Here is a 25467-nt window from a genome sequence, read left to right as displayed (position 1 = left end):
GCGCTCCCGCACGGGCTGAGTTGATGCGGGCGCGAAAAATCGACGGCAGCGCGATTTGATACATTGACGATAATATCACACATAAATATGCTCACTTCTCAAGTTTGTAACAAAAATCCGAACCACGATGGAGGAGACGATGACCAAGGCGGCCATTCTGGCGGCTACGGCGGCTCTGGCCCTGACGGCCGGCCCGTCCGCGGCCGAAGCCAAGGACAGCTATCGCGTCGCGGTGATCCGCTGGGATCCCAACGACATCTATTTCAACGGCGTCCAGCTCGGGCAGGACCTCGAGCGCAAGCGCATCGAGGCGGCCGACGGCGTCAAGATCGAGTTCACCGTGTTCGGCGCCAACGACGTGACGCAGCAGCGCAACGCGCTCGACGCCCAGATCGCCCGCGGCGTCGACGGCGTGCTGCTGGTGCCCTGGCGCGGCGAGGCGATGATCAAGCTGGTGGACGAGCTGCACGCCAAGGGCACGCCCGTCGTCGTCAGCAACGCCTTCGTGCCCAAGGCCAGGCAGACCTTCGTCGCCTTTGACAACGAGGCGGCCGGACGCCGGGGCGGCGAGGCGATCATCGGCTGGCTCGACAAGCATCGCGGCCAGGACTGGCGCAAGAAGGACGGCGTCATCGTCGAGCTGCGCTGCATCATCACCGCCTCCTTCGACATCGGCCGCCACACCGGCTACCGCTCGGTGTTCGACCCGCTGGTCAAGGAGAACCCCAATCTCAAGATCGAGACGCGCGAGGCCGGCTGCGACGGCTCCAAGGCGCGCAAGGCCGTCGACGACCTGGTCTCGCGCCATGGCAAGGACAAGATCCTGGCCGTGGCCAGCATCGACGGCACCATGGGCATCGGCGGCGCCATCCCGGCCTTCGCCGCCCAGGGCATGCTGAAGAAGTCGGACGACCCGGCCCATATCCCGGTCGCGACCATCGACGGCACCGTGCCGGAGCTGGAGGCGGTCAAGCGCGGCGACCTCACCCACGTCTCGGTGCAGCCGGCCACGGGTGAGGGCATCGTGTCGATGCGGCTGCTCTACGACATGATGAAGAGCGGCAAGCTGCCGGAGGCCCCGACCGCGGCCGGCACCCTGCCGATCGAGGGCAAGGAGCTCTGGGCCCCGGTGGAGATCATTCCCTCCGCCCAGTTCGCCGGCGCCTGGTACAAGACCCAGACCTATTCGGTGCCCGAGGACGTCGGCCCGGACGACGCCCGCAACTGGGCCGTGCAGATGCTGCAGACCGAGGAAGGCCGCGCGCTCAGCAAGAACGCCGACTGAGCCCCCGTCCGCACATCCCAGGCCCGCCTCGGGCTTCCCCGAAGACACGCTTCGCCCTGCCGCTCCGGCCTCCTCCCGGCCGCGCGGGCGAAGCCGGGGGCGGTCGCCTCCACGACCGCCGTCCTGCTGCGCGCGGCTCCCTCCCGGGCCGCGCGCAGCATCCGGCCCGGCCGCCGCCGGCCTCGAAAGGGTTCCCGCTCCGATGCCCGACCTGTCCACCGCCCGATCCGCCGCGGGGCCGGCGTCCTATCGCCTCACCGGCCTGACCAAGACCTTCCCCGGCCTCACCGCCGTGTCGAACGTCGACCTCGCCGTGCGGCGCGGCGAGATCCACGGCATCATCGGCCGCAATGGCGCCGGCAAGTCGGTGCTGATGAGCCTGATCGCCGGCGCGGCGCGCCCGACCAGCGGCTCGATCGAGATCAACGGCGTCGGCGTCGACATCGCCAGCTACGATCCGGTGCGGGCGCATGCCCTCGGCGTCTCCCTGGCGCCGCAGGAGCCGAAATTCGCCACGCGGCTGTCGGTGGTCGACAACCTGTTCATGGGCCACCCGATCGAGCTCGGCGCCGGCCTGATCGACCGCCGCGCCATGCTGGAGAAGGCCCGCTCCGTCATCGCCGAGCTCGGCATCGGCTTGGATCCGACCGACACCATGGGCCGCCTGCCGATCGAGAGCCAGCAATTGCTCGCCTTCGGCAAGGCGCAGTTCATCGACGAATCCCGGGTGATCCTGCTCGACGAGATCACCGCCTCGCTCTCGCGCCAGCGCAAGCAGATGCTGCTCACCCTGCTGCGCCAGCTGGTGGAGCGCCACCCCGAACGCTCCTTCACCCTGATCTCGCACCATGTCTCGGAAATCATGGAGTTCTGCGACCGCGTCACCGTCATGCGCGATTCCCGGGCGGTGGCGACGCTGGACGTGGCCCGGACCTCCGGGCGCGAGCTGGCCGACTGGATCGTCGGCGACGTGCCGGTCACCAGCCTGGAGGGCCTGCGGCCGGCGACGACGCCCGGCGGGCCCAGGCCGGTGCTGTCGCTGCGCGGCCTGACCCGCGGCAAGGCCTTCGAGCCCCTCGACCTGGAGCTCGCCACCGGCGACGTCGTCGGCTTCGCCGGCCTCGACGGCTCGGGCAAGGACGAGGTGGTCGAGACCCTGTTCGGCCTCGCCCGCCCCGACGGCGGCACGATGGCTCAGGACGGCCGGCCCGTCGCCATCGGTTCGCCGAGCGAGGCGATGAAGCGCGGCTTCGCCCTGCTGCCCAAGCATCGCGAGCACCAGGCGGTGATCCAGGGCCGCTCGATCGCCGAGAACACGCTGATCTCCAGCTATCGCAGGGTCTCCAACGCACTCGGCCTGATCGACCGGCGCCGGGCCGATGCGGTCACGGCCGAAAAGATCGCCGAGTTCAAGGTCAAGGCGGCCGGCCCGCATGTCGGCATGAGCGGCCTGTCCGGCGGCAACAAGCAGAAGGTGCTGATCGGCCGCCTGACGCTGTCGCAGCCGCGGCTGTTCATCCTCAACGAGCCGACGCGCGGCGTCGACCTCGCCACCAAGCCGGAGATCCTGAGGGCGATCCGGACCGAGCTTTCCATGACCAGCGCGGTGATCATGCTCACCGAGAGCGAGGACGAACTGGTCGCCGTGTGCGACCGCATCCTCGTCTTCTTCCGGGGCAAGGTCGTCGCCGTGCTGAAACGCGGCGAACCCGGCTTCGACGTCGGCTCGCTCTACCGCGCCATCCAGGGGGTATGACGATGCCGTCCAGCTTCACCCGATTCACCGCCATGCTGTTCGAGCGGCACCTGATCTGGCTGCTCCTGGCCGTTCTGGTGCTGATCGGCCTCGCCGTGCCCGGCTTCGCCTCGCCGCAGAACATCCTCAACGTCCTGTGGGCGGCCTCGCCGCTCGGCTGCATGGTGCTCGGCCTGTTCCTGGTGCTGCTGATCAAGGAGGTCGACCTCTCGCTCGAATCGACCTTCGCCTTCGGGCCGGCCGTGGCGATCGTCGCCATGCAGCAATGGCTGCCGTCCCTGGTCACGCCGGTCGTCGCCGTGCTGCTGACGCTGCTGATCGGCCTCGCCGTCGGCGCGGCGGCGGGCACCTTCGCGGTGAAGCTGCGCGTCAACGCCTTCCTGGTGACGCTGGCGACCCTCCTGGTGATGCGCGGCGCCGTGGTCTTCCTCATTCCCGAGGGCGTCTACTACCTGCCCGACGCCTACACCTATCTCGGCGAGCAGCGCTGGTTCGGCGTGCCCGTCGCCATCTTCGTCTGGGCCCTGCTCTATCTCGGCGCCTATGTCTTCATCGAGCGCCACCGCGTCGGCAAGGAGATCTACGCCATCGGCAACAACGAGGAGGCCGCCTTCCTCGCCGGCGTCAAGGTGCAGCGCACCAAGATCCTGTGCTTCGCCATCGCCGGCTTCGCCGCCGCCCTCGGCGGACTGCTGGAGGTCGGACGCCTGCAATCGGTGGTGGCCGATCTCGGCCAGGGCCAGATCCTGATGGTGTTCGCCGGCACGATCCTGGGCGGCACCAGCCTCAACGGCGGCATCGGCCGGCTCTCGGGCGTGTTCGCGGCCGTGATCGTCATCGCCGTCATCGAGAACATCATGAACCTGATCGGCATCGAGCCGTCGATCCGCCAGATCGTGTTCGGCTTCGTGCTGCTGCTCGCCATCTATCTCGCCAGCCTGCAGGATCGCTTCGCCCTGCGGGCGATCGCGCGCTAAAGCGTTTTGCGATTTGACGGAATCGCGTCAAGTCGCAAAGACGCGTCGAAACAAGGCGTTAGAGCAAAGCGCGTTTCCATCGAAACGCGCTTTGCTCTAGGAAGAGGCTCCAGATATCCGGCCCCCGGGAGTAAGCCATGCCCTGCCTGCTCGGCATCGACAACGGCCTCACCGTCACCAAGGCGGTGGTGTTCGACGAGGACGGCACGCCGCTCGCCGTCGCCCGCCGGCGGGTGCCGCAGTCGATGCCGCATCCGCGCTGGGTCGAGCGCGACCCCGAGGGCGTGTGGACCGCGACCGCCGAGGCCATCCGCGAGGCGGTACGGGCCTGCGGCCGCCCCGCCTCGGACATCGCCGCCGTCGCGGCGACCGCCCATGGCGACGGGCTCTATCTCCTCGACAGGGACCGGCGGCCGCTCGGTCCCGCCATCCTCTCGCTCGACAGCCGCGCCGGCGCCCTGGTCGAGCGCTGGGCCGCCGACGGCGTCGCGGCGCAGGCCCTGCGCGTCACCGGCCAGGAGCCGCACGCCTCCGCCCCCTCGGCGCTGCTCGCCTGGCTGAAGGCGCACGACCCCGAGCGCTTCGGCGCCATCGGCGCCGTGCTGGCCTGCAAGGACTGGCTGCGATTCCGCCTGACCGGCACGATCGGCACCGACCGGACCGAGGCGAGCACCTCCTTCACCGACGTGTACAGCCAGGCCTATTCGGCCGAGGCGCTGGCGCTCTATGGCCTGGCGAGCCTGGAGGCGGCGCTGCCGGCGGTGGCCGGCTCCACCGCCGTCGTCGGCGCCGTCACGGCCGAGGCCGCGGCGCTCACCGGCCTCATCGCCGGCACGCCGGTCGCCTGCGGGCTGCACGACGTCACCGCCTCGGCCCTCGGCATCGGCGGCCACGAGACCGGCACGCTCAGCATCGTCGTCGGCACCTATTCCATCAACGAGATCGTCTCGGAGGCGCCGGCGATCGACCGGCGCTGGATGTCGCGCAACGCCATCGAGCCCGGCCGCTGGAACAACATGGCGATCTCCCCGGCCTCGACCGCCAACTATGACTGGTTCCTCGACACCTTCTGCAAGGCGGAGCAGGCCGAGGCCGAAGCCTCCGGCACCACCGTTCACGCCCTGCTGGCGCCGGAGCTGGAGCGGGCCTTCGCCCACCCGTCCGACATCGTCTTCCATCCCTATCTCTTCGGCTCGCCCTATGGCAGCCACGCCAGCGCCAGCTTCCTCGGCCTGCACGGCTGGCACGACCGCGGCGACGTGCTCAAGGCGGTTCTGGAAGGCATCGTGTTCAATCACCGCACCCATGTGGAGGCGCTGCGCGAGCGCTTCCCGATCCGGGCGGCGCGCATCGCCGGCGGCGGCGCCCGCAACGCCACCTTGTCGCAGATGTTCGCCGACGCCCTCGGCGTGCCCGTGCTGGTGACCTCGGCCGACGAGGCCGGCGCGCTCGGCGCGGCCCTCTGCGCCGGCGTGGCGGCCGGCCTCTATCCCAGCCTGGCAGCCGCCACCGACCGGACCAGCCGCGTGGTGCGCCGGCACGAACCCGAGCCCGGCCGCGCCGCCGTCCTTGACGAACGCTTCGCCCTCTATACGGACTTGGCGCAGGCCCTCCTGCCGCATTGGCGCGCCATCGACCAGGCGGCGACGGCCGTCGGGGCGAACAGGGGGCGCACATGAAGGCGGCGGAACGGCGCGAGGAACTGGCCGACTATCTCATGCGGGTCGGCCATGCGCGGATCGACGACCTGGTCGAGCATTTCCAGATCTCGCGCATGACCGTGCACCGCCATGTCGACGCCCTGGCGCGGCAGGGCATCCTGCGCAAGCTGCACGGGGCGGTGACGGTACAGCCCTCCGGCCTCTACGAGAGCGCCTTCCGCTACCGCACCGCCATCGGCACCGCCGAGAAGCAGGCGCTGGCCCAGGCGGCGCTCGACTATGTCGAAGCCGGCCAGGCGGTGATGCTCGATGATTCCACCACGGCCTCGGCCGTGGCGCCGCTGCTCAAGCGCGTGGCGCCGCTGACCGTGATCACCAACTCCGTCGCCACCGCCGAGACGCTGGCCCATGCCGACGAGATCGACCTGATCAGCCTCGGCGGCCAGTACAACCGCACCTACAACGCCTATATCGGGCTGGTGTGCGAGAACGCCATCGCCACGCTGCGGGCCAACGTGCTGTTCCTCTCCGCCTCGGCCGTGCAGGGCACCACCGCCTTCATCCAGGACCAGCAGGTGGTGCGGGTGAAGCAGGCGATGATGGCCGCCTCGACCAAGCGCATCCTGCTCGTCGATCACCTGAAGTTCGACAAGATCGCCCTGCACGTGCTCGGCGACCTCGCGCGCTTCGACGTCGTGCTGACCACCGACGGACTGCCGGCGGACCAGGCCCGCAGCCTCGCCCAGGCCGGCATCAATCTTCGCATCGTCCCATCGAGTCCCGCCGAATGACCCTGGAAATGCCTGCCGCCCCGCCTGTCGACAAGCACCGGCGGCTCGCCGCCCTGGCTGAGCGCGGCACGGTCGACGTGGTCATCCTCGGCGCCGGCATCAACGGCGCCGGCCTGTTCCGCGAGCTGACGGCCCAGGGCGTCAGCTGCCTCATCGTCGACAAGGGCGACTACGGCTCGGGCACCAGCGCCGCGCCGTCGCGCCTGATCCATGGCGGCCTGAAATATCTGGAGACCGGCGAGTTCGGCCTGGTCGCCCAGTCGACGCTGGAGCGCAACCTGCTGCTGCGCAACGCGCCGCACTATGTCCACCCCCTGCCGACGCTGATCCCGATCTTCTCCTGGACCAAAGGCGTGTGGGCGGCGCTGCGCACCCTGTTCGGCTCGACCAGCGCCCCGCGCAGCCGCGGCGCCCTCCTGATCAAGACCGGGCTGGCGCTCTACGACTTCTATGGTGGGCGCCAGCGCGTCATGCCACGGCATCACATGACCGGACGGACGCGCTCGCTGCAGGAGACGCCCGGCCTGACGCCGGCCATCGTCGCCACCGGCACCTATTACGATGCCCTGATCACCCACCCCGAACGCCTGGTGCTGGAGCTGATCGAGGACGGCATGACGCTCGAGCCGCAATCGGCCGCCGTCAACCACACCAGCCTGCGCTCGGCCCGGGACGGCGTGCTCGAATTCGCGGAGACGGACGGCCGGACCTTCGCGGTAAGGCCGAGGCTGGTCGTCAATGCCGCCGGCCCCTGGATCGACCAGGTCAACCAGGCCCTCGGCATGCCCTCCCGGATGATCGGCGGCACCAAGGGCTCGCACCTGCTGCTCGACAATGACGAGCTGGTGCGGCTGCTCGACGGCCGGATGATCTATTTCGAGGCCGATGACGGGCGCATCTGCCTCGTCTATCCCTATCTCGGCCGCGCCCTCGTCGGCTCGACCGACATCCGCGCCGGCGACCCCGACAGCGTCGCCTGCGACGACGCGGAGATCGACTATCTGATCGCCAGCGTCGCCGGCCTGCTGCCGGGGGTGCGGGTGGGGCGCGAGCAGATCGTCTACGCCTATTGCGGCATCCGTCCCCTGCCCGCCTCCGACGCCAGCAATCCCGGCCTGATCAGCCGCGACCATTCGGCCCCGGTGCTGGAGCCGGCCGAAGGCCGTCCCTTCCCGGTGATCTCGCTGGTCGGCGGCAAATGGACGACGTTCCGCGGCTTCGCCGAGGAGGTGGCGGACAGCATCCTCGGCCGGTTCGGCCGGACGCGCCGCGCCGGCACCCGCGAGATGGCGATCGGCGGCGGCCGCCACTATCCCGCCGGCCCCGCCCGCGCCGGCTGGATCGAGGCGGCGGCGCGGGCCTGCGGACTGCCGCGGGAGCGGATGGCGGCGCTGTTCGAGCGCTACGGCACCCGGGCGGCGGCGGTGGCCGGCCACATCGCCCGGCATGGCGGCGACGCGCCGCTGCGCCACGCGCCGGCCTACAGCACCCTGGAGGTCGACTTCATCGTCCGGCACGAGCATGTGGTCGGCCTCGCCGACATCGTGCTGCGCCGCACCACCCTGGCGATCCGCGGCGAGGTCACCTCGCCGCTGCTGGAAGAACTCGCCCTCATCGCCGGCGCGGCGCTGGCCTGGACGCCGGAGCGCCGGAACGCCGAGGTCGCAGGGCTCGCCCGCACCCTGGCGACCCGCCATCGCGCGAGGCTCGAAGTCGGGGAGACGGACGGGAGCGGCGCACGCTGAAGTGTGCAGTCCCGCGATCTGACGGTGCATCATCACCTCTGAGTCGTCAGGGAGAGGATGCCCTTTGGGACGTGTTCTTCACGGCTGCGCCTGCACGACGCCGCGTATTCGAACCGAGCTCCAAGCGTCGCAAGAGAGCAGCCGGGCCCTTGCCGCCCGCCTCAGGACCGCAGCGCTTCGGCCGGCGACTGCCGGTAGGCCAGCAGGGCTGGCGCGATAGCGACCAGCGCGGTCAGCGCCAGCAGCACGCCGAGCGAGACCGCATCGGCCGCCGCGAAGGCGACGGGCAGCGCCACGCCGCTCGCCGCGGTGACGAAGCCGGAGGCGAGCAGCGCCCCGCCATAGCCGAACCCGAAGCCGAGCAGCATGCCGGCGCCGGCGATCACGAACACCTCCAGCCAGACAATGGCGAAGACCACGGCGCGCGGCGCGCCGAAGGCCCGGAGCGCGCCGATCTGGCGCCGTCGCTGCAGCACCTGCACGGCGACGACCAGCAGGATGGCCGCCGCGACCAGGATCTGGGCGGCGGTGGCGACGGCCGAGAGGACCAGCCGGGCATCGCCGAGCGTGCCATAGAGGCGCGTCAGCACCTCGCCGGGGAAGACGGCCAGCGTGCGATCGGTGCGGAAGGCCTGGCGGAGCTGGTAGGCGGCGGCGACGCTGCGCGGCTTGACCAGGATCGCCGGCACGCCGGGAGCATCGGCGGCCATGACGGCGGCCGGATCGATCGCGGCGGCGAAGTCGGGCGCCTCCTCGCGATGGTCGTGTCCCGGCTCCTCGGCCCCGGCGTGCCCCGGCGCCTCGCGGCCGTGGACCCGCCAGACCGCCTCGATCGGCACCAGGACGGCGCGGTCCCACGAGGTGCCGGTCGGCGCCATGCGCCCAACCACCGTGTAGGTGGCGGCGGCATGCTCCCTGCCGCCCTCGTGCAGGCGGCCATGCATGGGGTGGAAGGTGTCGCCCGGGGCCATCGCCACCCGCGCCCCGACGACCGCTTCGCCGAGCCTGGCGAAGCTGCGTCCCCGCGTCAGGCCGCCGAGGCCCTGCACCAGCGCCTCGGTGGTGCCGACGACCGGAGCCTCGCCGGCGAAGTCGCCGAAGCCGATCGGCGCCGCCCAGGCGACGCGCGGATCGGCGGCAAGGCCGGAGAGCACGCTGCCGGGCAGCAGCGGCAGCGGCGCCGCCTGCAGGAACACCGCGGACAGCACGAGCTGGGTCTCGCTGCCCGGCGCGCCGACGACGAGGTCGAAGGCGCCGGCGGCGCGGGCGCTGCCGAGGCGGAGCGCCCGCTCCTGCAGCGTCACCATCACGCCGAGCGCGGTGGCGAGGCCGATGATCAGGAGGATCGCCAGGGCGCCGATCCAGTGCCGGCGGATATCGGCCGCGATGAATCTCAGCATGGCTGCCCGTCAGCCCAACCGGCCGGCATCGAGGCGCAGCACGCGGCCGAGCCTGCCGATGAAGCGCGCCTCGTGGCTGGCGACGATCAGCGTCGCCTGCCCTTCCGCCGCGAGCTCGAGCAACAGGTCGGCGACCGCCGCGCCCGCATCGGCATCGAGGCTGGCGGTCGGCTCGTCGGCGACGATGATCCGCGGCTTCGACACCAGGGCGCGCGCCACGGCGACGCGCTGCATCTGCCCGCGCGACAGGGTCTCCACCGCCTGGGCCGGCCGCTCGATACCGACGCGCGCCAGCAGGCGGCCGGCCTCGTCCCGGGTCTCCTGCGGCAGGCGGAGCCGGCGCAGCCGCTGCGGCAGCACGACGTTCTCGAAGGCGGAAAGTCCGGGGAAGAGATGGAAATCCTGCATGACCAGCCCGACATGCGCACCGCGCCAGCGGTCGCGGCCACTCTCCGACAGGCCGGCAAGGTCGGTGCCGTGCCAGGTGACGCTGCCGCGCGGAGCCCGGCCGAGGCCGGTGAGCACGTTGATCAGCGTCGTCTTGCCCGATCCGGACGGGCCGGTCACCCCCACCTGCTCGCCCGGCTCCAGGGCGAGTGCCGGGATGTCGAGGGCGGGCCGGTCCAGGCCGGCGAACCGGACCTCGAGATCCCTGACGTCGAGGACAGGCATGGTCAGGCGACCGCGAAGCTCGAATCGACCAGGCGCAGCAGGCTGACGAAGCCGGTCTCCGGGTCGGTCCAGGAGCCGACCTCGAGACGGCCGGTGACCCTGATCAGGGCATTGGCCTGCTCGAAGGTCTGGGCGCGGTCGAGATAGACCACCAGGATGTTGTCCGGCCAGTCCGCATCCGAGGAGCAGAACGGGCAGAGCGACATCGGGATCTCGGTGAGGACGAAGAACCGGGCTTCGGCCTTGAGCGGCGGAGCCATGAAGCCGCGCATCGACACGGTCTGGCCGGCGAGGCCCTTGATCTTGTCGGAGAAGGTGAGGCCGAGGACGCTGACCTTGCCGTAGAGCTGGTCGAAGCCGATCTCCTCGACGGCCGCTGCCGCCGGCAGGCCGGTGGCGATGAGCCCGGCCGCGGCGGCCGACAGCCGCAGCACGCCCCGGCGGGAAATTCGTGGCTTGCGCATGATCGTCTCCTCGATCGTTTGCCGGCTCAGCGGGTGCGGAGCCAGCCGGTCGCGAGAGGCTGGGGGGATCTGTGGGCCTGCCCAGCCCCCGTTTACCGATAACACGTCAGGCGCGACGCCGGCCGATCCCCTCCCCCCGAGCAAGTCGGATATATCCGACTTGCCTTCCAAGTTGTCGATCTCGGGAACACCCGAGATCGACGGGGAGGGAAGACGCACGCGTCCCGATCAGACTAGAACCGTTGCGTCTCGCACGACCACAAGCAAAGCCGCCAGGCTGGCGTCCAATCGCTTCACTTGTTCACGGACAAGTTCTCAGTCCTTGGCCGGCGCGAGGGCCAGGGCGTCCACGAGCACGCGATAGACGTCGCTCTCTTCCATGTAGCCCTTGAACGCCTCCGCACCGGGGCCGGTCGCCTGCAGCACCACGTCGTCGACGGCATGCACCGCGGTGTCGGCCGAGCGCGGCAGGTTGCCGACCCTCAGCACGGCGCCGGGCACGTCCTTATACGCTTCGTTGGCGACATATTCCTTCTTCTCGTTCTGCACGGCCGGCTCGAACGGGCCGTCCATCTTCGGCCGGAACGTCTCGTAATAGTCCGGGAAGTTGCTGGCGAAGACGGCGAGGCGGCGCGACACGTCGATCCGGTCGGGATAGCCGTCGCCGTCCTTGTCCTCGTAGTTGGGGAAGCCGGCATCGGCATAGGTGCCGACCTTCTCGCGCATCTCCGTGCCCGGCTTGTCGTCATCGATGGTGCCGATGATCGAGATGCCGTGGGTGTGGTCGCCGGTGACGACGATCAGCGTGTCGGGATGACTCTTGGCGAACTCCCTGGCGACGCCGACGGCCTTGTCGAACTCGATGGTCTCGACCAGGGCGCGGTCCCAGTCCATCGGGTGGGACATCTTGTCGACCGAGGCCCCCTCGACCATCAGGAAGAAGCCTTCCGGGTTCTTGGAGAGCTGGTCGAGCGCCGCCTTGGTCATGTCGACCAGGCCCGGCTGGTCGGGGAACTTGGCCACGGTGCCCTTCTTCAGGAACTCGCGGTCGAGCGTCACGTCCATGTTGCCGGTATGGAACAGGCCGAGGATCTTGCCGGTGTTGGCGCCGCCCGCGGCCGCCAGCTCGGCCTTGGTGGTGGCGAGGGCGTAGCCGTCGTCCTTGAACAGCTTGATATAGTCCTTGTCGTCCTTGCGCTTGGAGCCCGGCGTGCTCTTGGGCAGGAAATAGGCCGAGCCGCCGCCGAGGATGACGTCGGGCTTGACGTCGTAGAGCATGCCGGCGATCGCGGCCTTCTCGGCCCGGAGACGGGTGTGGGCGACGACGGCGGCAGGCGTGGCGTCCTCGAGCTCCGCGGTGGAGACGACGCCGACCGACTTCCTGGTGAGCCGGCGCAGCGCCTCGGCGATGGTCTCGACCTTGGGGTCGTCCAGCGGATCCTTGGTGCGGTCGGCATAGACGCCGAGCGCGTTCACCGCGGTCTTGTGGCCGGTCATGTAGGCCGACATGGTGTTGGCGCTGTCGGTGGCGATGGCGTTGGTCGCCGAAGTGCCGATGAACGCCATATGGTCGAGGTCGTCCATGTTGAGGCGGCCGTTGGCCTTGCCCTCGGTCATGCCCTTGGACATGATCCGGGCGCCGGTGCGGTGGGCCACCGACAGGCCGTCGCCGAGCAGGAAGATGACGTTCCTGGCCTTCGGCGCGGCGGGCGTGGCGTAGACGTCCCATGTGACGGTCCTGGTCTCGCCGCCGGCCTTGGCCTCGACGGTGTAGGAACCGGGCTTGGCGATGCTGCCGGCGCGGATGAGCACGGCCGAGGCGTCGACGCCGTGCTCCTTCTCGACGAACTGCACGGCCTGGCCGAGCACCGTCTCGGCCGGCTGGCCGTTGATCGTCACCTTGACGTCGTCGGGCTTCACGACCGCATCGAACTCTACCTTCAGGTCGAACGGCGAGCCGGCGAGAATGGTCGCCCGGTCGAGCGGATAGACCGTCGCGGCCTCCGAGGCGGAAACCAGGCAGGTCGTGACGGCGAAAGCCGCGAGGAGAGCGCGCATACGTTAGCTCCGGAATGGGTCACACGCGCCCTGGCTATGATGCGGACATGTCAGGCGGATGACTTCCGGCGCGAAATCCCGCCGGCGGTAACCACGCCGCCGAGGTGTCCGGCAAGGGGCTGGTCAAGCGCCGCGGCATGGCCCACGCTTCGCCCGTCCGGCGGGCGCGGCGCGGCATCGGGGGATGGCCTCCACGGCCGGCGCGCCGGCACATCATCGGCAAGAGGCATGCGCATGGTCATCGTCCGGCTCAGCAAGGCGGCTCTCGTGGCCGCCCTCGCTCTGTTCTTCACGCTCGTGGCGTTCGGCAACATCACCGACTACGACAGCAACTGGCTGTTCGTGCGGCACGTCCTGTCCATGGACACGACCTTCCCCGATTCCAGCCTGCATTGGCGGGCCGTCACCGACGAGACGCTGCAGGCGACGGGCTACTGGATCATCATCGCCACGCAATGCCTGACCGCGGTGCTGCTGTGGGCGGGAGCCCTGCGCCTCCTCGGCGCCCTGCGCCGCCCGGACTTCGCCGACGCCAAGGGGCTGGCGGCGGCCGGCCTGTCGCTCGGCCTGCTGCTCTATGCCGTCGGCTTCGTCACCATCGGCGGCGAATGGTTCGCCATGTGGCAGTCGCAGATCTGGAACGGCCAGCAGAAGGCCTTCGAGTTCATCGCGATGATCGGCATCGTCCAGATCATCCTGCTGCTGCCGGAGCCGGAAGAGGCCTGAGCAGGCGTCCGGCGGAGGCCGGCGGGCAGCGGGGGCGGGGGCGGGGCCGAGGCTGACGCCCCGCTCCTGCGCCGCCCTACTTGGTGGTGTAGCCGCCGTTGACCAGGATGGTCTGGCCGGTCATCCACCAGCCGTCCGAGACCAGGAAGCGGATGAAGGGCACGATGTCCTCGATGTCGGTGAGGCCGGTCCTCGAGAAGGCCGACAGCGCCGCGGCGCTCCTGTGGTAGGCGACCGCGTCCGCGCCCTCGGCCGGATAGAAGAAGGGCGTGTCCATCGGGCCCGGCCCGATCGCGGTCACCGAGATGCCGCGCTGGCCGAACTCCTTCGACGCGGCGCGGGTGAAGTGCTCCACCGGCGCCTTGGTGCCGGCATAGGCGGCATAAAACGGCGTGTAGGCGCCGAGCAGCGAGGTAACGAGCGTGCAGATCTTGCCGTTGTCGCCGACGTGCCGGCCCGCCTCCTTGAGGAAGAAGAAGGCGGACTTGGAGTTGACCGCGGTCATCTCGTCATACTCGGCCTCGGTGATCTCGACGAAGGGCTTCTTCAGCACCTTGCCGACGGTGTTGATGGCGATGTCGGGCCGTCCCACCGCCGCGACCGTGTCGGCGAACAGCTTCTCGACCGCACCGGCGGTGGTCAGGTCGCCGGCGAAGGCCACGGCCTCGGCTCCGGCTGCCTTGACGGCCGCCACCGTCGCATCGGCGGCCGGCCGCGTGGCGGCGCTGTTGTAGTGGATCGCCACCGCCTTCGCGCCCTGCGCGGCGAGATCGCGGGCCAGCAGGCCGCCGAGGTTCTTGGCGCCGCCGGCGATGATGACGGTCTTGCCCTTGATGCTGTGATCAACCATGCGCGTGTTTCCGTTTTCTCGAAAGACCGCTCCTGCGGCCCGTGGCGACACGCTATCGTCTAGGATTGAGCAATAAAGCTGGCTATCCTGACATCATATGTCGGCAATTCCGGACAATGGCACCGCTTGGATCGCATCGAGCTCTTCCGCATTTTCGTCCGCGTCGTCGAATGCGCCAGCTTCACCCGGGCCGCCGACGGGCTCGGCGTGCCGCGCTCCTCGGTCTCCGCTGCCGTCCAGGCGCTGGAAAGCCGCGTCGGCACCCGGCTGCTGCATCGGACGACGCGCCGGGTTGCTCCGACCCAGGACGGCGCCGCATTCTATGAGCGCTGCCAGCGACTGATCGCCGATGTCGAAGAGACGGAAGGCCTGTTCCGCCAGAGCATGTCCGGGCCGAGCGGCCGGCTGCGGATCGACGTGCCCGCCCGGATCGGGCGGCTGGTGATCGCCCCCGCCCTGCCCGAGTTCCTCGACCTCCATCCCGGCATCGACGTCGATCTCGGCGTCACGGACCGGGCGGTGAACCTGGTCGAGGACAGCGTCGACTGCGTGCTCCGCGTCGGTCCGGCCGGCGACTCCAGCCTGATCGCCCGGATGATCGGCGACCTGCCGCTGATCAACGTCGCCAGCCCCGCCTATCTCGACCGGCACGGCCTGCCGCGACGGCCGGCCGATCTTTCCGACGGCCACGCCGTCATCCGCTACGCCTCGCCCTCCACCGGCCGCGTCGAAAGCTGGGAATGGATCGAGGGCGGCATCCCCCACACCCTGTCCCTGCCCGGACGCGTCACGGTAAACAGCGCCGAGGCCTACATCGCCTGCTGCCTGGCCGGCCTCGGCCTGATCCAGATCCCGGCCTATGACGTGAAGGGGCATCTGGCGGCCGGCGAGCTGGTCGAGGTGCTGCCGCGCCACCGCGCCGCCCCCATGCCGATAATGCTGCTCTACCCGCACCGCCGGCACCTCTCGCGCCGCCTGCAGGTTTTCGCCGACTGGCTCGACCGGCTGCTGAAGCGGGAAATCCTGTCCTAGCGCCGGTCGCGGGCCGCTGTCCCGGGATGCCATTTCCGTCGGGGCGCCGGAGCGAACAGATATTGGAGCGCTCCAGTATTATGGTTGCATTTCGCGTGAGGCAGATCTAACTCTCTCACCGAATACGCGCTCGAGCGATTTAATGGAGCGCTCCATCTCAATAAGGAGAGTACGATGCCGCAAGGAGGCATAGCGATCCTGGGCGCCGGCATGATCGGCGCCGCGCATGCGTCGGGCTACCGGATGCACCTGCCGCGCTTTGCCGGCCGCGAGCCGGCCTTCCATCTCCTGCGCGTCTGCGACACGCGCGAGGAGGTGGCGCGGTCGCTGGCCGATACCTACGGCTTCGCCGAGACCGGGACCGACTGGCGGGCGGCGATCGACGACGACAGGATCGGCATCGTCAGCGTCGCCCTGCCGAACTTCGTCCATGCCGAGGCGGTGTCGGCCGCCCTGCGGGCCGGCAAGCACGTGCTGTGCGAGAAGCCGCTGGCGCTGTCGGCCGTCGAAGCCCGTCGCCTGGCCGGGGAAGCCGAGGCCGCGGGCGTGACCGCCGGCACGGTGTTCAACTATCGCCGCCTGCCCGCGGTCGCGGAGGTTCAGCGCCTGGTCGCCGCCGGCGAAGTCGGCACGCCGGTCCAGCTCCTGGTCCAGTACCAGGCCGAGTATGCCGCCGATCCGGATCTGCCGCACAGCTGGCGCTACGAGAAGGACAAGGCCGGCGGCGGCGCCCTGCTCGACGTCGGCACCCATGCGATCGATGCGGCCCGCTTCGTCTGTGGCGACATCGCCGAAGTCGTCGGCGCCGCGGCTTCGACCGTCATCCCCCGCCGCTTCCTGCCGGCCCGGGCGACCTCGGGACACGGCCACGTGGCGCTCAGCACCGAATCGCGGCCGGTCGACACCGACGATGCCGTCTCCGCCACCCTGCTGTTCCAGAACGGCTGCCTCGGCCTGTTCTCCGCCAGCCGCGTCGCTGTCGGCATGGGCAACACCCTGTCGCTGACGCTGCACGGCACGGAGGGCACGGTCAGCTACAGCTCGGCGGCGCCCGGCGAATACCGGATCGCCCGTCGGCGCGGCGCGCAGGCCGGCCTGTTCGTCACCGTGCCGAACCGCCCGGCCTCGCCCTATGCCGGGGCGCTTCTGCCGGTGCCCCATGACGGCGTCGCGGTCGGCTATGCCGAGGCCTTCGGCTTCATGATCGCCGACTTCCTGACGGCCGTCGCCGAAGGACGGCCGATGACCAACGGCTCGCTCGAGGACGGGCTGAAGGCGGCGGAGGGCCTGGAGGCGATCCAGCGCTCTGTCGCGCTGCGCCGGCCGGTGGCGATCGCCGAGATCACCCAGACGCTGACCTCCGAAAGGAACGCCCCATGAAGATCGGCCTCGTCGCCGACGGCTTTGCCGCGCTGCCCCGGACGGTCTGCCTCGACCGCGCCGCCGCGCTCGGCCTGAACATGATCGAGTTCGGCACCGGCTGCTGGTCGGCCGCCCCGCACCTGGCGCTCGACACGCTCCTCGCCGACGCCGGCGAGCGCGACCGGCTTCTCGGCGAGGTCCGGGACCGCGGCCTCGCCATCTCGGCCCTGAACTGTTCCGGCAACCCGCTGCACCCCGGTCCGTCGGGCCCGGAGCACCAGGCCATCACCCGCAAGACCATCGACCTTGCCGCGGCGCTGAAGGTCGAGCGCGTCGTGATGATGTCCGGCCTGCCCGGAGCCCCGGGCGACAGCCATCCCAACTGGATCGTCACCTCCTGGCCGCCCGAAACCACGCGGATCCTCGACTGGCAATGGGCGGAGCGGGTGCTGCCCTATTGGCGGGAACTCGCGCCCCATGCCGAGCGCCGCGGCATCCGCCTCTGCCTGGAGCAGCACGGGATGCAGTGCGTCTACAACACCGAGAGCTTCTTTCGCCTGCGCGAGGCGGTCGGCCCGACCGTCGGCGTCAACTTCGATCCCAGCCACCTCCTGTGGATGGGCGGCGATCCGGTCGCCGCCATCGAGTCCCTGGGCGACTGCATCTATCACGTGCACGGCAAGGACACGCGGATCGAGCCGCGGGCCAGGATCGACGGACTGCTCGACCCCAAGCCGGTGGTCCCCATCGGCGAACGCGCCTGGAACTATGTCGCCCTCGGCCATGGCGAACCCGTCCGCTCCTGGTTGCGCATCGTCGAGGCCTTGCGACGCGCCGGCTATGACGACGTGATCAGCATCGAGAACGAGGACTACCTGATCGAGGCCGACGAGGCGATCCGCACCTCGGCCGAGGTGCTGCGCTTCTGCCTGCGCCACCTCGGCGGCGGGGCCTGACCGCCCGCCGCCTCAGGCACCCGACGAGCGCCGCACCACCAGCCGCGGCGACACCAGGGCGCGGAGCACGGCCGCGTCCGGCGCCCTGATGCGCTTGACCAGGCTGTCGAGGCTCTGCTCGGCCAACCGGCGGACCGGCTGGTGCACGGTGGTGAGCGAGATGGTCTCGGCCGCCGCCAGCGGCATGTCGTCGTAGCCGACCACCGCGACGTCGCGCGGCACGGCATGGCCGGCATGCACCAGATGGTTCATCACCCCCAGCGCCGCGAGGTCGTTGGCGGCGAAGATGGCGGTCGGCGGCGCGGGCGCGGTCATCAGCTGCAGCGCGCCGGCCGCCCCGCCGTCGATCGAATAGGCGCCGGCCACGATCACCGGCTCCAGCCCCCGCCGGATCATCGCCGCCGCGAACCCTTCCCGGCGGCGGCGGGCGCCGGCCCCGACCCCGCCATCGACATGGGCGATGCGCCGATGGCCGAGATCGGCGAGATGGTCGACCACCAGGCCGGCCCCGAGCACGTCGTCGGTGCTGACGGTGTCGATCTCCAGGGCGGAGAGCTGGCGCCCGACATAGACCACCGGCAACGCCCGTCCCACCGCCGCGATGGCCGGATGGGACGTCGGCGCATCGACCAGGATGATGCCCGCGACCCGGTGCGCCATCAGCCCGTCGATCGAGCGCTGCGCGGCCTCGTCGGGCGAGCCGTTGATGGACAGGAGGATGTCGTAGCCCTGCTCGCGCGCCACCTCGTCGATCTCGCGGGCGAGCAGGGCGATGAACGGGTTCAGGATCTGGCCGATCACCAGGCCGATCGTCCGCGTCTCCGCGCTGGCGAGGTTCCGCGCCAGCGGGTTGGGCCGATAGTTCATCTGGGCGGCGACCCGCAGGATCTTGGCGCGCTTCTCGGGCTGCACCCCCGGCTCGCCCCGGAGGGCGAGCGAGGCAAGCGAGCGCGACACGCCGGCGCGCTTGGCAATGTCGGCAAGCGTCAATCCGCGCTGCTTGGGCTCGTCCGCCATGATGTCAGGTCGCTCCCCAGGAGAGGCGGCGCGCGGACCGCGCCGATCCCCGAGACCGGAGGATCGCCGCAGCCCTGCGTCGCCGTTGACATAGCATCTCCGCCGCGTTACACAAATATTGGAGCGCTCCAATATCCATCCAAAGACATGACGTCTCATACACCCGATCTGTCATAGCGAACTCGGGATAAACGAGAATGGAGCGTTCCAAACAAATGCCGATGCCCCTAGAGCAAAGCGCGTTTTGATGGAAACGCGCTTTGCTCTAACGCCTTGTTTCGACGCGTCTTTGCGACTTGACGCGAGTCCGTCAAATCGCAAAACGCTTTAGGAAAACGGCGGCGGGCGCGGCCCAAGCAGCAAGAACGGGGGCAGCCCCCACCTTCAGGAGGAAAGCGATGAAAGGTTTCATCAAGGCAGGCCTGCTGGGCCTGGCCGCCGCCGCCGCCCAGTTCGCCGGCAGCGCCGTCGCGCCCGTTGCGGCGCAGGAGGAGGCGCGGATCGTGGTCATCACCCACGGCCAGTCGAACGACGCGTTCTGGTCCGTGGTGAAGAACGGGGTGATGCAGGCCGCCAAGGACTACCAGGTCAGCGTCGACTATCGCGCGCCGGACGGCTTCGACATGGTGGCGATGAGCCAGTTGATCGATGCCGCCGTCGCGCAGAAGCCGGCCGGGCTGGTCGTCTCGATCCCCGACGCCTCGGCGCTCGGGCCATCGATCAAGAACGCCGTCGCCGCCGGCATCCCGGTGGTGTCGATCAATTCCGGCTCGGACGTCTCCCGGTCACTCGGCGCCCTGCTCCACGTCGGCCAGGATGAATACATCGCCGGCCAGCGGGCGGGCGAGGCACTGAAGCAGGCCGGCGGCAAGAAGGCGATCTGCGTCAATCCCGAGCCGGGCAATGTCGGCGTCGATCGCCGCTGCGAGGGCTTCAAGAGCGGCTTCGGCGGCGAGGTGGCGACCGTTCCCGCCAGCATGGACCAGGTGGAGACCGAGGCACGGGTGCGCGCCGCCCTCGATGCCGACGCCTCGATCGACACGATCATGTCGCTCGGTGCCCTGAGCAGCGGCGACCCGGTGATCGCCGCCGTCGACAAGCTCAACGCCTCCGGCAAGTACAAGATCGCCACCTTCGACCTGTCGCCGGCCTTCCTGAAGGCCGTGGCCGAGAAGAAGGCGCTGTTCCTGCTCGACCAGCAGCAATTCCTGCAGGGCTATCTCGGCGTCGCCACCCTCGCGCTCTATCACCGCTACGGGCTGATGCCCGCCGGCCAGATCCTGTCCGGCCCCAACCTCGTCACCGCCGAGAAGGCCCGGCAGGTCATCGACCTCGCGTCCAAGGGCATCCGCTGAGCCCGGGCGACGACACGGGCAGGCGAGACGTCGGGCAGCCGTGCCCCCGCCTGCCCGGGACGGGACGAGGTCCGTCCCTCGCTCAGAGCTGGACGCCGCGGGTCAACGCGCCGTCCACCACCAGGTTGGTGCCGGTGACGAAGCTGGCGGCGGGGCTCGCCAGGAACGCGACGGCATTGGCCATCTCCTGCGGCGTGCCCATCCGCCCGGTCGGGTTCAGCGCCAGCGCCGTGCGGTAGAGCTCGGGATTGCCGTCCTTGATCGTGTTCCAGACACCCCCTTCGAAATAGGTGTTGCCGGGCGAGACGGTGTTGGCACGGATGCCCTTGCCGGCGAGCTGGTAGGCCAGTCCCTGGGTGTAGTGGATCAGCGCTGCCTTGAACGTGCCGTAGGGGCCGGCGGCAAAGTCGATCTCGCGGCCCGAAACGCTGGAGATGCCGACGATCGCCGCCGCCTTGCTCGCTTCGAGGAACGGCATGGCCGCCTCGACCAGGCGCACGCAGCCCATCAGGTCGATCTCGAAGCCGCGCTTCCAGTTCTCCTCCTCCGGACCGATGGCGAGGGCGCTGACATTGGCGACGACGATGTCGATGCCGCCCAGGGCCTTGGCGGCGTCCGCCACCCAGGCCTTCAGCGCCGGCGCGTCGCCGATGTCGAGCGCCGTGCCCACGGCCTTGACGCCGAGGGCTGCGACCGCGGCCTGCGCGGCGGCGACCTCATCGGCCTTGCGGGCGCAGAAGGCGACGTCGGCGCCCTCGCGCGCCAGGGTCTCGACGATGGCCCGGCCGATGCCCTTGGTGCCGCCGGTGACGACGGCACGCAGTCCCTTCAATCCCAGATCCATGGTGCAACCTCTTAAAAAATGATCCGCCCCTGTCGCGCCGGCGAGGTGACGGGGCGCTCCCCGCCGCGGCCAGGGACCGTCGCGCAAGTTCACGGCCGGCGCAACCGGCAACCGGCCGGCACGCGAATCCACCATGCCCCTTGCCCCGGAAGCCGAGTTTGTATTTTGTCGCGCGCCATGACCATCGCCGCGCCGACCGTCGCCCAATCCCTGCCCAGCCTTCTCGTCAGCGACGGCTTCGAGGGCTATCGCCTGGTGGATTGCGGCGAGGGCCGCAAGCTCGAGCGCTTCGGCCGCTTCCTGGTCGACCGTCCCGAGCCCCAGGCCATGGGCCGGCGCCGCCGACCGGAGCTGTGGGCCTCCGCCGACGCCGTGTTCATGGGCGCTCATGCCGAGGACGAGAGCTCGGACGGGCGCTGGAAGTTCGCCGGCCGCCCGGTCGAGACCTTTCCGGTGTCCTATAAAGGCGTGGCGTTCCATGGCCGGTTCACGCCCTTCCGCCATCTCGGCTACTTCCCGGAGCAGGCGCCGCACTGGGACTTCATGGTCGAGCGGCTGCGGCGGCTGGGGCGCCCGGCCAAGGTGCTGAACCTGTTCGGCTACACCGGCGTCGCCTCCCTGCTGGCGGCCAAGGCCGGCGCGGCCGTGACCCATGTCGACGCCTCGAAGAAGTCGATCGGCTTCGCCCGCGAGAACCAGGCGCTGGCCGGCCTGGCCGAGGCGCCGATCCGCTGGATCGTCGACGATGCGGTGAAATTCACGGCGCGGGAGGAGCGGCGCGGCTCGCGCTATGACGGCATCGTGCTCGATCCGCCGAAATATGGCCGCGGGCCGAACGGCGAGGTCTGGGACCTGTTCGAGCACCTGCCCCGCATGCTGGATCTGTGCCGCGCCGTGCTGGCGGAGCGGCCGGCCTTCGTCATCGTCACCGCCTATGCCATCCGCGCCTCCTTCATCGCCGTGCACGAGCTTGCCCGCGAGGTATTCGCCGATCTCGGCGGCACGCTGGAGTCGGGCGAACTGGCGGTGCGCGAGGAAGGCGGGGGCCGCCTGCTCTCGACCTCGCTCTACTCGCGCTGGAGCGCCTGATGAAGCGCCGCTTCGACAAGCCGCAGCCGCGCCCGGCGCCGGCCGCCGCCCCCTCCCGGGTCGTCACCAGCCTGACCAACCCGCTGATCAAGGACATCCGGGCGCTCGGCATGCGCAAGGTGCGCGAGGAGGCCGGCCTGTTCGTCGCCGAGGGGCTGAAGCTGGTGGCGGACGCCATCGACGGCGGCTGGCCGATCCGCATCCTGGTCCACCGCAGCGGCGAGCGCAAACCCGTGCTCGCCGAGGCCATCGCCGCGACCACCCGCGCCGGCGGCGAAGTGCTGGAGGTGACGGGCGAGATCCTGGAGAAGCTGTCGCGCCGGGACAATCCGCAGACCGTGATCGGCGTGTTCGAGCAGCGGCTGGAGCCGCTGGCTGGGCTCGCGGTCAAGGGCGACGCACTGTGGATCGGGCTCGACCGGGTGCGCGACCCCGGCAATCTCGGCACCATCGTCCGCACGGCCGACGCGGTCGGGGCCGAGGGCGTGATCCTGATCGGCGACACCACCGACCCGTTCGGCCTCGAGGCGGTGCGCGCCACCATGGGCTCGATCTTCAACGTCCGGCTGGCGGCCGGCTCCGCCGCCGAGTTCCTCGCCTGGCGCAGGGGCTTTTCCGGCCGCGTCGTCGGCACGCATCTGTCGGGGACGCAGGACTACCGGCAGGTCGACTATCGCGGCCCGCGCCTCCTCCTGATGGGCAACGAGCAGCAGGGCCTGCCGGACGAGCTGGCACGAGCCTGCGATGACCTGGTCAAGATCCCGATGCGGGGCCGCGCCGATTCGCTGAACCTGGCGGTGGCGACCGGCGTGATGCTGTTCGAGATGGCGCGCGAAAGACTGCGCCTGGGCTGACGCCGGAACAGGACAGGGCGCCGAAAGCCTTCTCCCCGCAAGCCGGAAGTTTCCGGCTTGCCCCCTTGCATGCCAATCTTGGGAACACCCGAGATTGGCAGCGGGAAAAGTGGCGCGGCGCAGCGGCGACGGATGGGGTGTGGCGGGCAGGTGCAAGTCCGTGTTCGGCTGGCACGACGGTGGTGCAAGGCAAGCAAAGGGCGAGACCTGCAGGCCACACCCCATCCGTCAATCCTTCGGATCGACACCGTGCCCGCTGTCCCCGCTGCGCGGAGAAGGCTCTCCCGCGCCCTTCCCGGCCACCGCCTTCAGCCCCCACACGCTCGACGTCTTGATCTCCAGATCCTCCAGCTCGCGCGACACCGGCACCTTGTAGCTGGCCAGCAGGACGAGCTCGTCCTTCGGCAGGTAGGTGCGGCCGGGGTCGCCGACCAGGGCAGGGACGCCGCGTGCCTGCCAGCCCCGCAGCCAAGCCAGCACGGCCGCGGCGATGTCGCGGTCGTAGAAGATGTCGCCGGCCAGGACGATGTCGGCCTCGATGTCGAAGCGGCCAAGCACGTCGCCTGCGGCCGCGGTCACGGCAACACCGTTCGCCGCCGCGTTCAGGCCGATCGCCGCGACGGCGAAGCGATCGATCTCGGCGGCCGTGACGCACAGCGCACCCGCCTTCATCGCGGCGATGGCGACGAGGCCGGAGCCGGAGGCGAAGTCCAGCACCCGCTTGCCGGCGACGAGGTGCGGATGGTCGAGGATGTGGCGCGCCAGAGCCTGGCCGCCGGCCCAGGCGAAGGCCCAGAACGGCGGCGGAAGGCCGAGCGCCCCCAGTTCCTCCTCGGTCCGGTGCCAGAGCGGCGTGACCTCGTCGGCGACATGCAGCACGATCTCCGGCGCATGCGGCACCGGGTGCAGGCGGGTGTTGGCGCGGATGAAGGCCTCGGGATCGAGCGTCATGGCCGTGTCGCTCACAGCGACAGCTTGCGCTCGTAGAGGTCCGGCAGGTCGTTCTCGATCAGCACGACGTCGCCGGCCTTGAGGTTGGCGCCCATCCAGGCCTGGGCGTCGCGGAAGGCGGCGCATTCGACCACCTCGCCGGCCGGATTGCCGGCCTGGTAGGCGTCGATGAAGTCGCGGATGCGGTCGGGCGCGACGGCCAGCAGGATGTCGACCGTCCCGGCGGCCTTGGCGCCGACGCGCTTGTGCTCGGCCGCATGCGCCTCGCCGAGTTCGACCATGCCGGGCGTGACCAGGATGCGCCGGCCGCCCTCGCCCACCAGCAGCGGCAGGATGTCGAGGCCCGAGGCGAAGCCGGCCGGGTTGGAGTTGTAACCGTCGTCGATGATGGTGACGCCGTCGCCGCCGCGCTTGACCTCAAGGCGATGGGCGATCTGCGGCGTCGACTTCATCGCCACCAGCGCGGTGTCGGCGTCCACGTCCATGGCGAGGGCGGTGACGAAGGCAAGCGCCATGTTGCGGCCGTGATGCAGGCCGTAGAGCGGGGCGAACAGCCGGTGCTCCGCTCCCTGATAGGTCAGCGTGACGCGGATGCCGTCCCTGTCCTGGCTGATCGCGGTGATCTTCGCGTCGGCCTCGGGGCCCTCGCCCACCAGCACCATGGCGGCGCGGTGTGCATCGGTGAAGGCGCGGGCGTCGGCGAAGGTCAGCACCTCGTCGTTGATGATCGCCTTGCCGCCGCGGCCGACCGCCGCGTCGGGCAGCTCGAACTTGGTGCGCGCCACGGTGTCGAGCGACTTGAAGCGTTCGTAATGGGCCGGGCCGACGGCCGTCACCACGGCGATGTCGGGCGGGGCGAGGCGGCAGAGCCTGGCGATCGAGCCGGGGCCGTAGGCGCCCATCTCGACGACGAAATGGCGGTGATAGGGTTCCAGCCGCTCGCGGACGATGCGTGCGATGCCCATCGGCGTGTTGACCGAGCCGGGCGTGATGATGGCCGAGCCGGTGCTCTCCAGGATGTGGCCGAGGATGTGCTTGGTCGAGGTCTTGCCGTAGGAGCCGGTGACGCCGACGACAACGGGCGAGAGGCGCTTCAGCTTCTCGTGCGCCTCGTTCCAGAAGCCCTGCTGGATGCGATCCTCCTGGGGCTGCAGGAGCTTGACCGCCGCGACCAGGGCAAGGGGTATCGCCTGCACCCACAGGAGGATCGCCACCGGCGGCGCCGCGAGGACGACGGGGAGGAGGCCGGCCAGCAAGAGGAGGCCGAGGGCGAGGCGGAAGATGCGCGTGGCGCGCTGGGTCATCGCCAGCTTCTTCTTGCCCTCCTTGCGCGGGTCGCGCTCGCGCCAGGCGGCGACCAGCAGCGCCAGCGCCATGAAGCCGGCGACGACGACGGCCGGCGCGGGATAGACCAGCGACAGGGCATAGAGTGCCGCGAGCGCCAGCGAGACGCGCCTGTCGATCGTCAGCGTGCGCCTGATCCAGCCCAGGAAGCGCCCCCCGTCATACTCCTCCTGCTGGAAGATATGCAGATAGGTCATCAGCCGCCGCCATGCGAACACGGAAAAGGCGGCGAGCACCAGCGCGAAGGGCGCATGGGGGGCGAGGGCGTCGAGCATTAG

General features: G+C 70.2%; 22 protein-coding genes. 13 read left to right on the top strand and 9 right to left on the bottom strand.

Annotated elements, in window-relative coordinates; translation table 11 throughout:
* Nucleotides 1-139: 139 nt before the first annotated feature.
* The 6 genes from AC27L4_RS18515 (at nucleotide 140) to AC27L4_RS18490 (ending at nucleotide 8215) form a co-directional block, all read left to right on the top strand.
* On the top strand, nucleotides 140-1285 hold the full coding sequence (locus AC27L4_RS18515; protein WP_487143758.1) for a sugar ABC transporter substrate-binding protein: 1146 nt from the start codon (nucleotides 140-142) through the stop codon (nucleotides 1283-1285).
* Between the two features lie 202 nt (nucleotides 1286-1487).
* The gene (locus tag AC27L4_RS18510; RefSeq protein ID WP_487143757.1) at nucleotides 1488-3041 is read left to right on the top strand and encodes a sugar ABC transporter ATP-binding protein; all 1554 of its coding nucleotides are present in this window, start codon (nucleotides 1488-1490) and stop codon (nucleotides 3039-3041) included.
* Nucleotides 3042-3043: 2 nt separating this feature from the next.
* A complete protein-coding gene (locus tag AC27L4_RS18505; RefSeq protein WP_487143756.1) occupies nucleotides 3044-4018 on the top strand; it encodes an ABC transporter permease in 975 nt (324 codons plus the stop codon).
* 137 nt (nucleotides 4019-4155) lie between these two features.
* A complete protein-coding gene (locus AC27L4_RS18500; protein WP_487143755.1) occupies nucleotides 4156-5697 on the top strand; it encodes an FGGY-family carbohydrate kinase in 1542 nt (513 codons plus the stop codon).
* Complete coding sequence (locus tag AC27L4_RS18495) at nucleotides 5694-6470, top strand: DeoR/GlpR family DNA-binding transcription regulator (protein ID WP_487143753.1); 777 nt, start codon at nucleotides 5694-5696, stop codon at nucleotides 6468-6470. Before AC27L4_RS18500 ends, AC27L4_RS18495 begins: the two co-directional genes overlap by 4 nt.
* Nucleotides 6467-8215 (top strand): glycerol-3-phosphate dehydrogenase/oxidase, encoded by a 1749-nt coding sequence (locus tag AC27L4_RS18490; protein WP_487143752.1) that lies wholly within the window; start codon nucleotides 6467-6469, stop codon nucleotides 8213-8215. Before AC27L4_RS18495 ends, AC27L4_RS18490 begins: the two co-directional genes overlap by 4 nt.
* A gap of 161 nt (nucleotides 8216-8376) precedes the next feature.
* On the opposite strand, the gene AC27L4_RS18485 is transcribed toward AC27L4_RS18490, so the two are convergent.
* The 4 genes from AC27L4_RS18485 to AC27L4_RS18470 form a co-directional block, all read right to left on the bottom strand.
* Nucleotides 8377-9615: an ABC transporter permease gene (locus tag AC27L4_RS18485; RefSeq protein ID WP_487143750.1), complete on the bottom strand. Its 1239-nt coding sequence runs from the start codon at nucleotides 9613-9615 to the stop codon at nucleotides 8377-8379.
* A 9-nt stretch (nucleotides 9616-9624) separates the two neighbouring features.
* Nucleotides 9625-10287 carry an ABC transporter ATP-binding protein gene (locus AC27L4_RS18480; RefSeq protein ID WP_487143749.1) on the bottom strand — a complete coding sequence of 221 codons (663 nt, stop codon included), beginning with the start codon at nucleotides 10285-10287 and terminating at the stop codon, nucleotides 9625-9627.
* Between the two features lie 2 nt (nucleotides 10288-10289).
* A complete protein-coding gene (locus AC27L4_RS18475) occupies nucleotides 10290-10751 on the bottom strand; it encodes a hypothetical protein (RefSeq protein ID WP_487143748.1) in 462 nt (153 codons plus the stop codon).
* A gap of 315 nt (nucleotides 10752-11066) precedes the next feature.
* Nucleotides 11067-12809: an alkaline phosphatase gene (locus AC27L4_RS18470; RefSeq protein ID WP_487143746.1), complete on the bottom strand. Its 1743-nt coding sequence runs from the start codon at nucleotides 12807-12809 to the stop codon at nucleotides 11067-11069.
* 234 nt (nucleotides 12810-13043) lie between these two features.
* On the opposite strand from AC27L4_RS18470, the gene AC27L4_RS18465 reads away from it, so the two are divergent.
* Nucleotides 13044-13535, top strand: a complete 492-nt coding sequence (locus tag AC27L4_RS18465; protein WP_487143744.1) for a DUF2165 family protein — start codon at nucleotides 13044-13046, stop codon at nucleotides 13533-13535.
* Nucleotides 13536-13611: 76 nt separating this feature from the next.
* Here the strand turns inward: AC27L4_RS18465 and AC27L4_RS18460 are convergent, their stop codons facing one another.
* Complete coding sequence (locus AC27L4_RS18460) at nucleotides 13612-14385, bottom strand: SDR family oxidoreductase (RefSeq protein WP_487143742.1); 774 nt, start codon at nucleotides 14383-14385, stop codon at nucleotides 13612-13614.
* Between the two features lie 126 nt (nucleotides 14386-14511).
* On the opposite strand from AC27L4_RS18460, the gene AC27L4_RS18455 reads away from it, so the two are divergent.
* The 3 genes from AC27L4_RS18455 (at nucleotide 14512) to AC27L4_RS18445 (ending at nucleotide 17735) form a co-directional block, all read left to right on the top strand.
* Nucleotides 14512-15417, top strand: a complete 906-nt coding sequence (locus AC27L4_RS18455; RefSeq protein ID WP_487143740.1) for a LysR family transcriptional regulator — start codon at nucleotides 14512-14514, stop codon at nucleotides 15415-15417.
* Nucleotides 15418-15591: 174 nt separating this feature from the next.
* A complete protein-coding gene (locus AC27L4_RS18450) occupies nucleotides 15592-16797 on the top strand; it encodes a Gfo/Idh/MocA family protein (protein WP_487143739.1) in 1206 nt (401 codons plus the stop codon).
* Nucleotides 16794-17735 (top strand): sugar phosphate isomerase/epimerase family protein, encoded by a 942-nt coding sequence (locus AC27L4_RS18445; RefSeq protein WP_487143738.1) that lies wholly within the window; start codon nucleotides 16794-16796, stop codon nucleotides 17733-17735. The genes AC27L4_RS18450 and AC27L4_RS18445 overlap by 4 nt, the downstream gene beginning before the upstream one ends.
* 12 nt (nucleotides 17736-17747) lie before the next feature.
* Here the strand turns inward: AC27L4_RS18445 and AC27L4_RS18440 are convergent, their stop codons facing one another.
* Complete coding sequence (locus AC27L4_RS18440; protein WP_487143737.1) at nucleotides 17748-18752, bottom strand: LacI family DNA-binding transcriptional regulator; 1005 nt, start codon at nucleotides 18750-18752, stop codon at nucleotides 17748-17750.
* A gap of 398 nt (nucleotides 18753-19150) precedes the next feature.
* Here AC27L4_RS18440 and AC27L4_RS18435 point away from each other — a divergent pair, with 398 nt between their 5' ends.
* The gene (locus AC27L4_RS18435; protein WP_487143735.1) at nucleotides 19151-20107 is read left to right on the top strand and encodes a sugar ABC transporter substrate-binding protein; all 957 of its coding nucleotides are present in this window, start codon (nucleotides 19151-19153) and stop codon (nucleotides 20105-20107) included.
* Between the two features lie 82 nt (nucleotides 20108-20189).
* Here AC27L4_RS18435 and AC27L4_RS18430 read toward each other — a convergent pair whose 3' ends face one another.
* On the bottom strand, nucleotides 20190-20951 hold the full coding sequence (locus tag AC27L4_RS18430; protein WP_487143733.1) for an SDR family NAD(P)-dependent oxidoreductase: 762 nt from the start codon (nucleotides 20949-20951) through the stop codon (nucleotides 20190-20192).
* Nucleotides 20952-21128: 177 nt separating this feature from the next.
* Here AC27L4_RS18430 and AC27L4_RS18425 point away from each other — a divergent pair, with 177 nt between their 5' ends.
* Entirely contained in the window at nucleotides 21129-22040 is a 912-nt protein-coding gene (locus tag AC27L4_RS18425; RefSeq protein WP_487143732.1) for a class I SAM-dependent methyltransferase, read from the top strand.
* Entirely contained in the window at nucleotides 22040-22894 is an 855-nt protein-coding gene (locus tag AC27L4_RS18420) for a TrmH family RNA methyltransferase (protein ID WP_487143731.1), read from the top strand. Before AC27L4_RS18425 ends, AC27L4_RS18420 begins: the two co-directional genes overlap by 1 nt.
* Before the next feature lie 228 nt (nucleotides 22895-23122).
* Here the strand turns inward: AC27L4_RS18420 and AC27L4_RS18415 are convergent, their stop codons facing one another.
* Entirely contained in the window at nucleotides 23123-23845 is a 723-nt protein-coding gene (locus tag AC27L4_RS18415) for a class I SAM-dependent methyltransferase (protein WP_487143730.1), read from the bottom strand.
* Between the two features lie 11 nt (nucleotides 23846-23856).
* Nucleotides 23857-25464 (bottom strand): Mur ligase family protein, encoded by a 1608-nt coding sequence (locus tag AC27L4_RS18410; protein ID WP_487143728.1) that lies wholly within the window; start codon nucleotides 25462-25464, stop codon nucleotides 23857-23859.
* Nucleotides 25465-25467 lie beyond the last annotated feature (3 nt).

The sequence above is a fragment of the Labrys sp. Lb11 genome, assembly GCF_057554225.1.
This window is presented reverse-complemented; position numbering and strand designations above follow the sequence as displayed.

Coding starts and splice junctions, on each gene's coding strand:
- AC27L4_RS18515 (WP_487143758.1), top strand. CDS start 140: ATGACCAAGGCGGCCATTCTGGCGGCTACGGCGGCTCTGGCCCTGACG.
- AC27L4_RS18510 (WP_487143757.1), top strand. CDS start 1,488: ATGCCCGACCTGTCCACCGCCCGATCCGCCGCGGGGCCGGCGTCCTAT.
- AC27L4_RS18505 (WP_487143756.1), top strand. CDS start 3,044: ATGCCGTCCAGCTTCACCCGATTCACCGCCATGCTGTTCGAGCGGCAC.
- AC27L4_RS18500 (WP_487143755.1), top strand. CDS start 4,156: ATGCCCTGCCTGCTCGGCATCGACAACGGCCTCACCGTCACCAAGGCG.
- AC27L4_RS18495 (WP_487143753.1), top strand. CDS start 5,694: ATGAAGGCGGCGGAACGGCGCGAGGAACTGGCCGACTATCTCATGCGG.
- AC27L4_RS18490 (WP_487143752.1), top strand. CDS start 6,467: ATGACCCTGGAAATGCCTGCCGCCCCGCCTGTCGACAAGCACCGGCGG.
- AC27L4_RS18485 (WP_487143750.1), bottom strand. CDS start 9,615: ATGCTGAGATTCATCGCGGCCGATATCCGCCGGCACTGGATCGGCGCC.
- AC27L4_RS18480 (WP_487143749.1), bottom strand. CDS start 10,287: ATGCCTGTCCTCGACGTCAGGGATCTCGAGGTCCGGTTCGCCGGCCTG.
- AC27L4_RS18475 (WP_487143748.1), bottom strand. CDS start 10,751: ATGCGCAAGCCACGAATTTCCCGCCGGGGCGTGCTGCGGCTGTCGGCC.
- AC27L4_RS18470 (WP_487143746.1), bottom strand. CDS start 12,809: ATGCGCGCTCTCCTCGCGGCTTTCGCCGTCACGACCTGCCTGGTTTCC.
- AC27L4_RS18465 (WP_487143744.1), top strand. CDS start 13,044: ATGGTCATCGTCCGGCTCAGCAAGGCGGCTCTCGTGGCCGCCCTCGCT.
- AC27L4_RS18460 (WP_487143742.1), bottom strand. CDS start 14,385: ATGGTTGATCACAGCATCAAGGGCAAGACCGTCATCATCGCCGGCGGC.
- AC27L4_RS18450 (WP_487143739.1), top strand. CDS start 15,592: ATGCCGCAAGGAGGCATAGCGATCCTGGGCGCCGGCATGATCGGCGCC.
- AC27L4_RS18445 (WP_487143738.1), top strand. CDS start 16,794: ATGAAGATCGGCCTCGTCGCCGACGGCTTTGCCGCGCTGCCCCGGACG.
- AC27L4_RS18440 (WP_487143737.1), bottom strand. CDS start 18,752: ATGGCGGACGAGCCCAAGCAGCGCGGATTGACGCTTGCCGACATTGCC.
- AC27L4_RS18435 (WP_487143735.1), top strand. CDS start 19,151: ATGAAAGGTTTCATCAAGGCAGGCCTGCTGGGCCTGGCCGCCGCCGCC.
- AC27L4_RS18430 (WP_487143733.1), bottom strand. CDS start 20,951: ATGGATCTGGGATTGAAGGGACTGCGTGCCGTCGTCACCGGCGGCACC.
- AC27L4_RS18425 (WP_487143732.1), top strand. CDS start 21,129: ATGACCATCGCCGCGCCGACCGTCGCCCAATCCCTGCCCAGCCTTCTC.
- AC27L4_RS18420 (WP_487143731.1), top strand. CDS start 22,040: ATGAAGCGCCGCTTCGACAAGCCGCAGCCGCGCCCGGCGCCGGCCGCC.
- AC27L4_RS18415 (WP_487143730.1), bottom strand. CDS start 23,845: ATGACGCTCGATCCCGAGGCCTTCATCCGCGCCAACACCCGCCTGCAC.
- AC27L4_RS18410 (WP_487143728.1), bottom strand. CDS start 25,464: ATGCTCGACGCCCTCGCCCCCCATGCGCCCTTCGCGCTGGTGCTCGCC.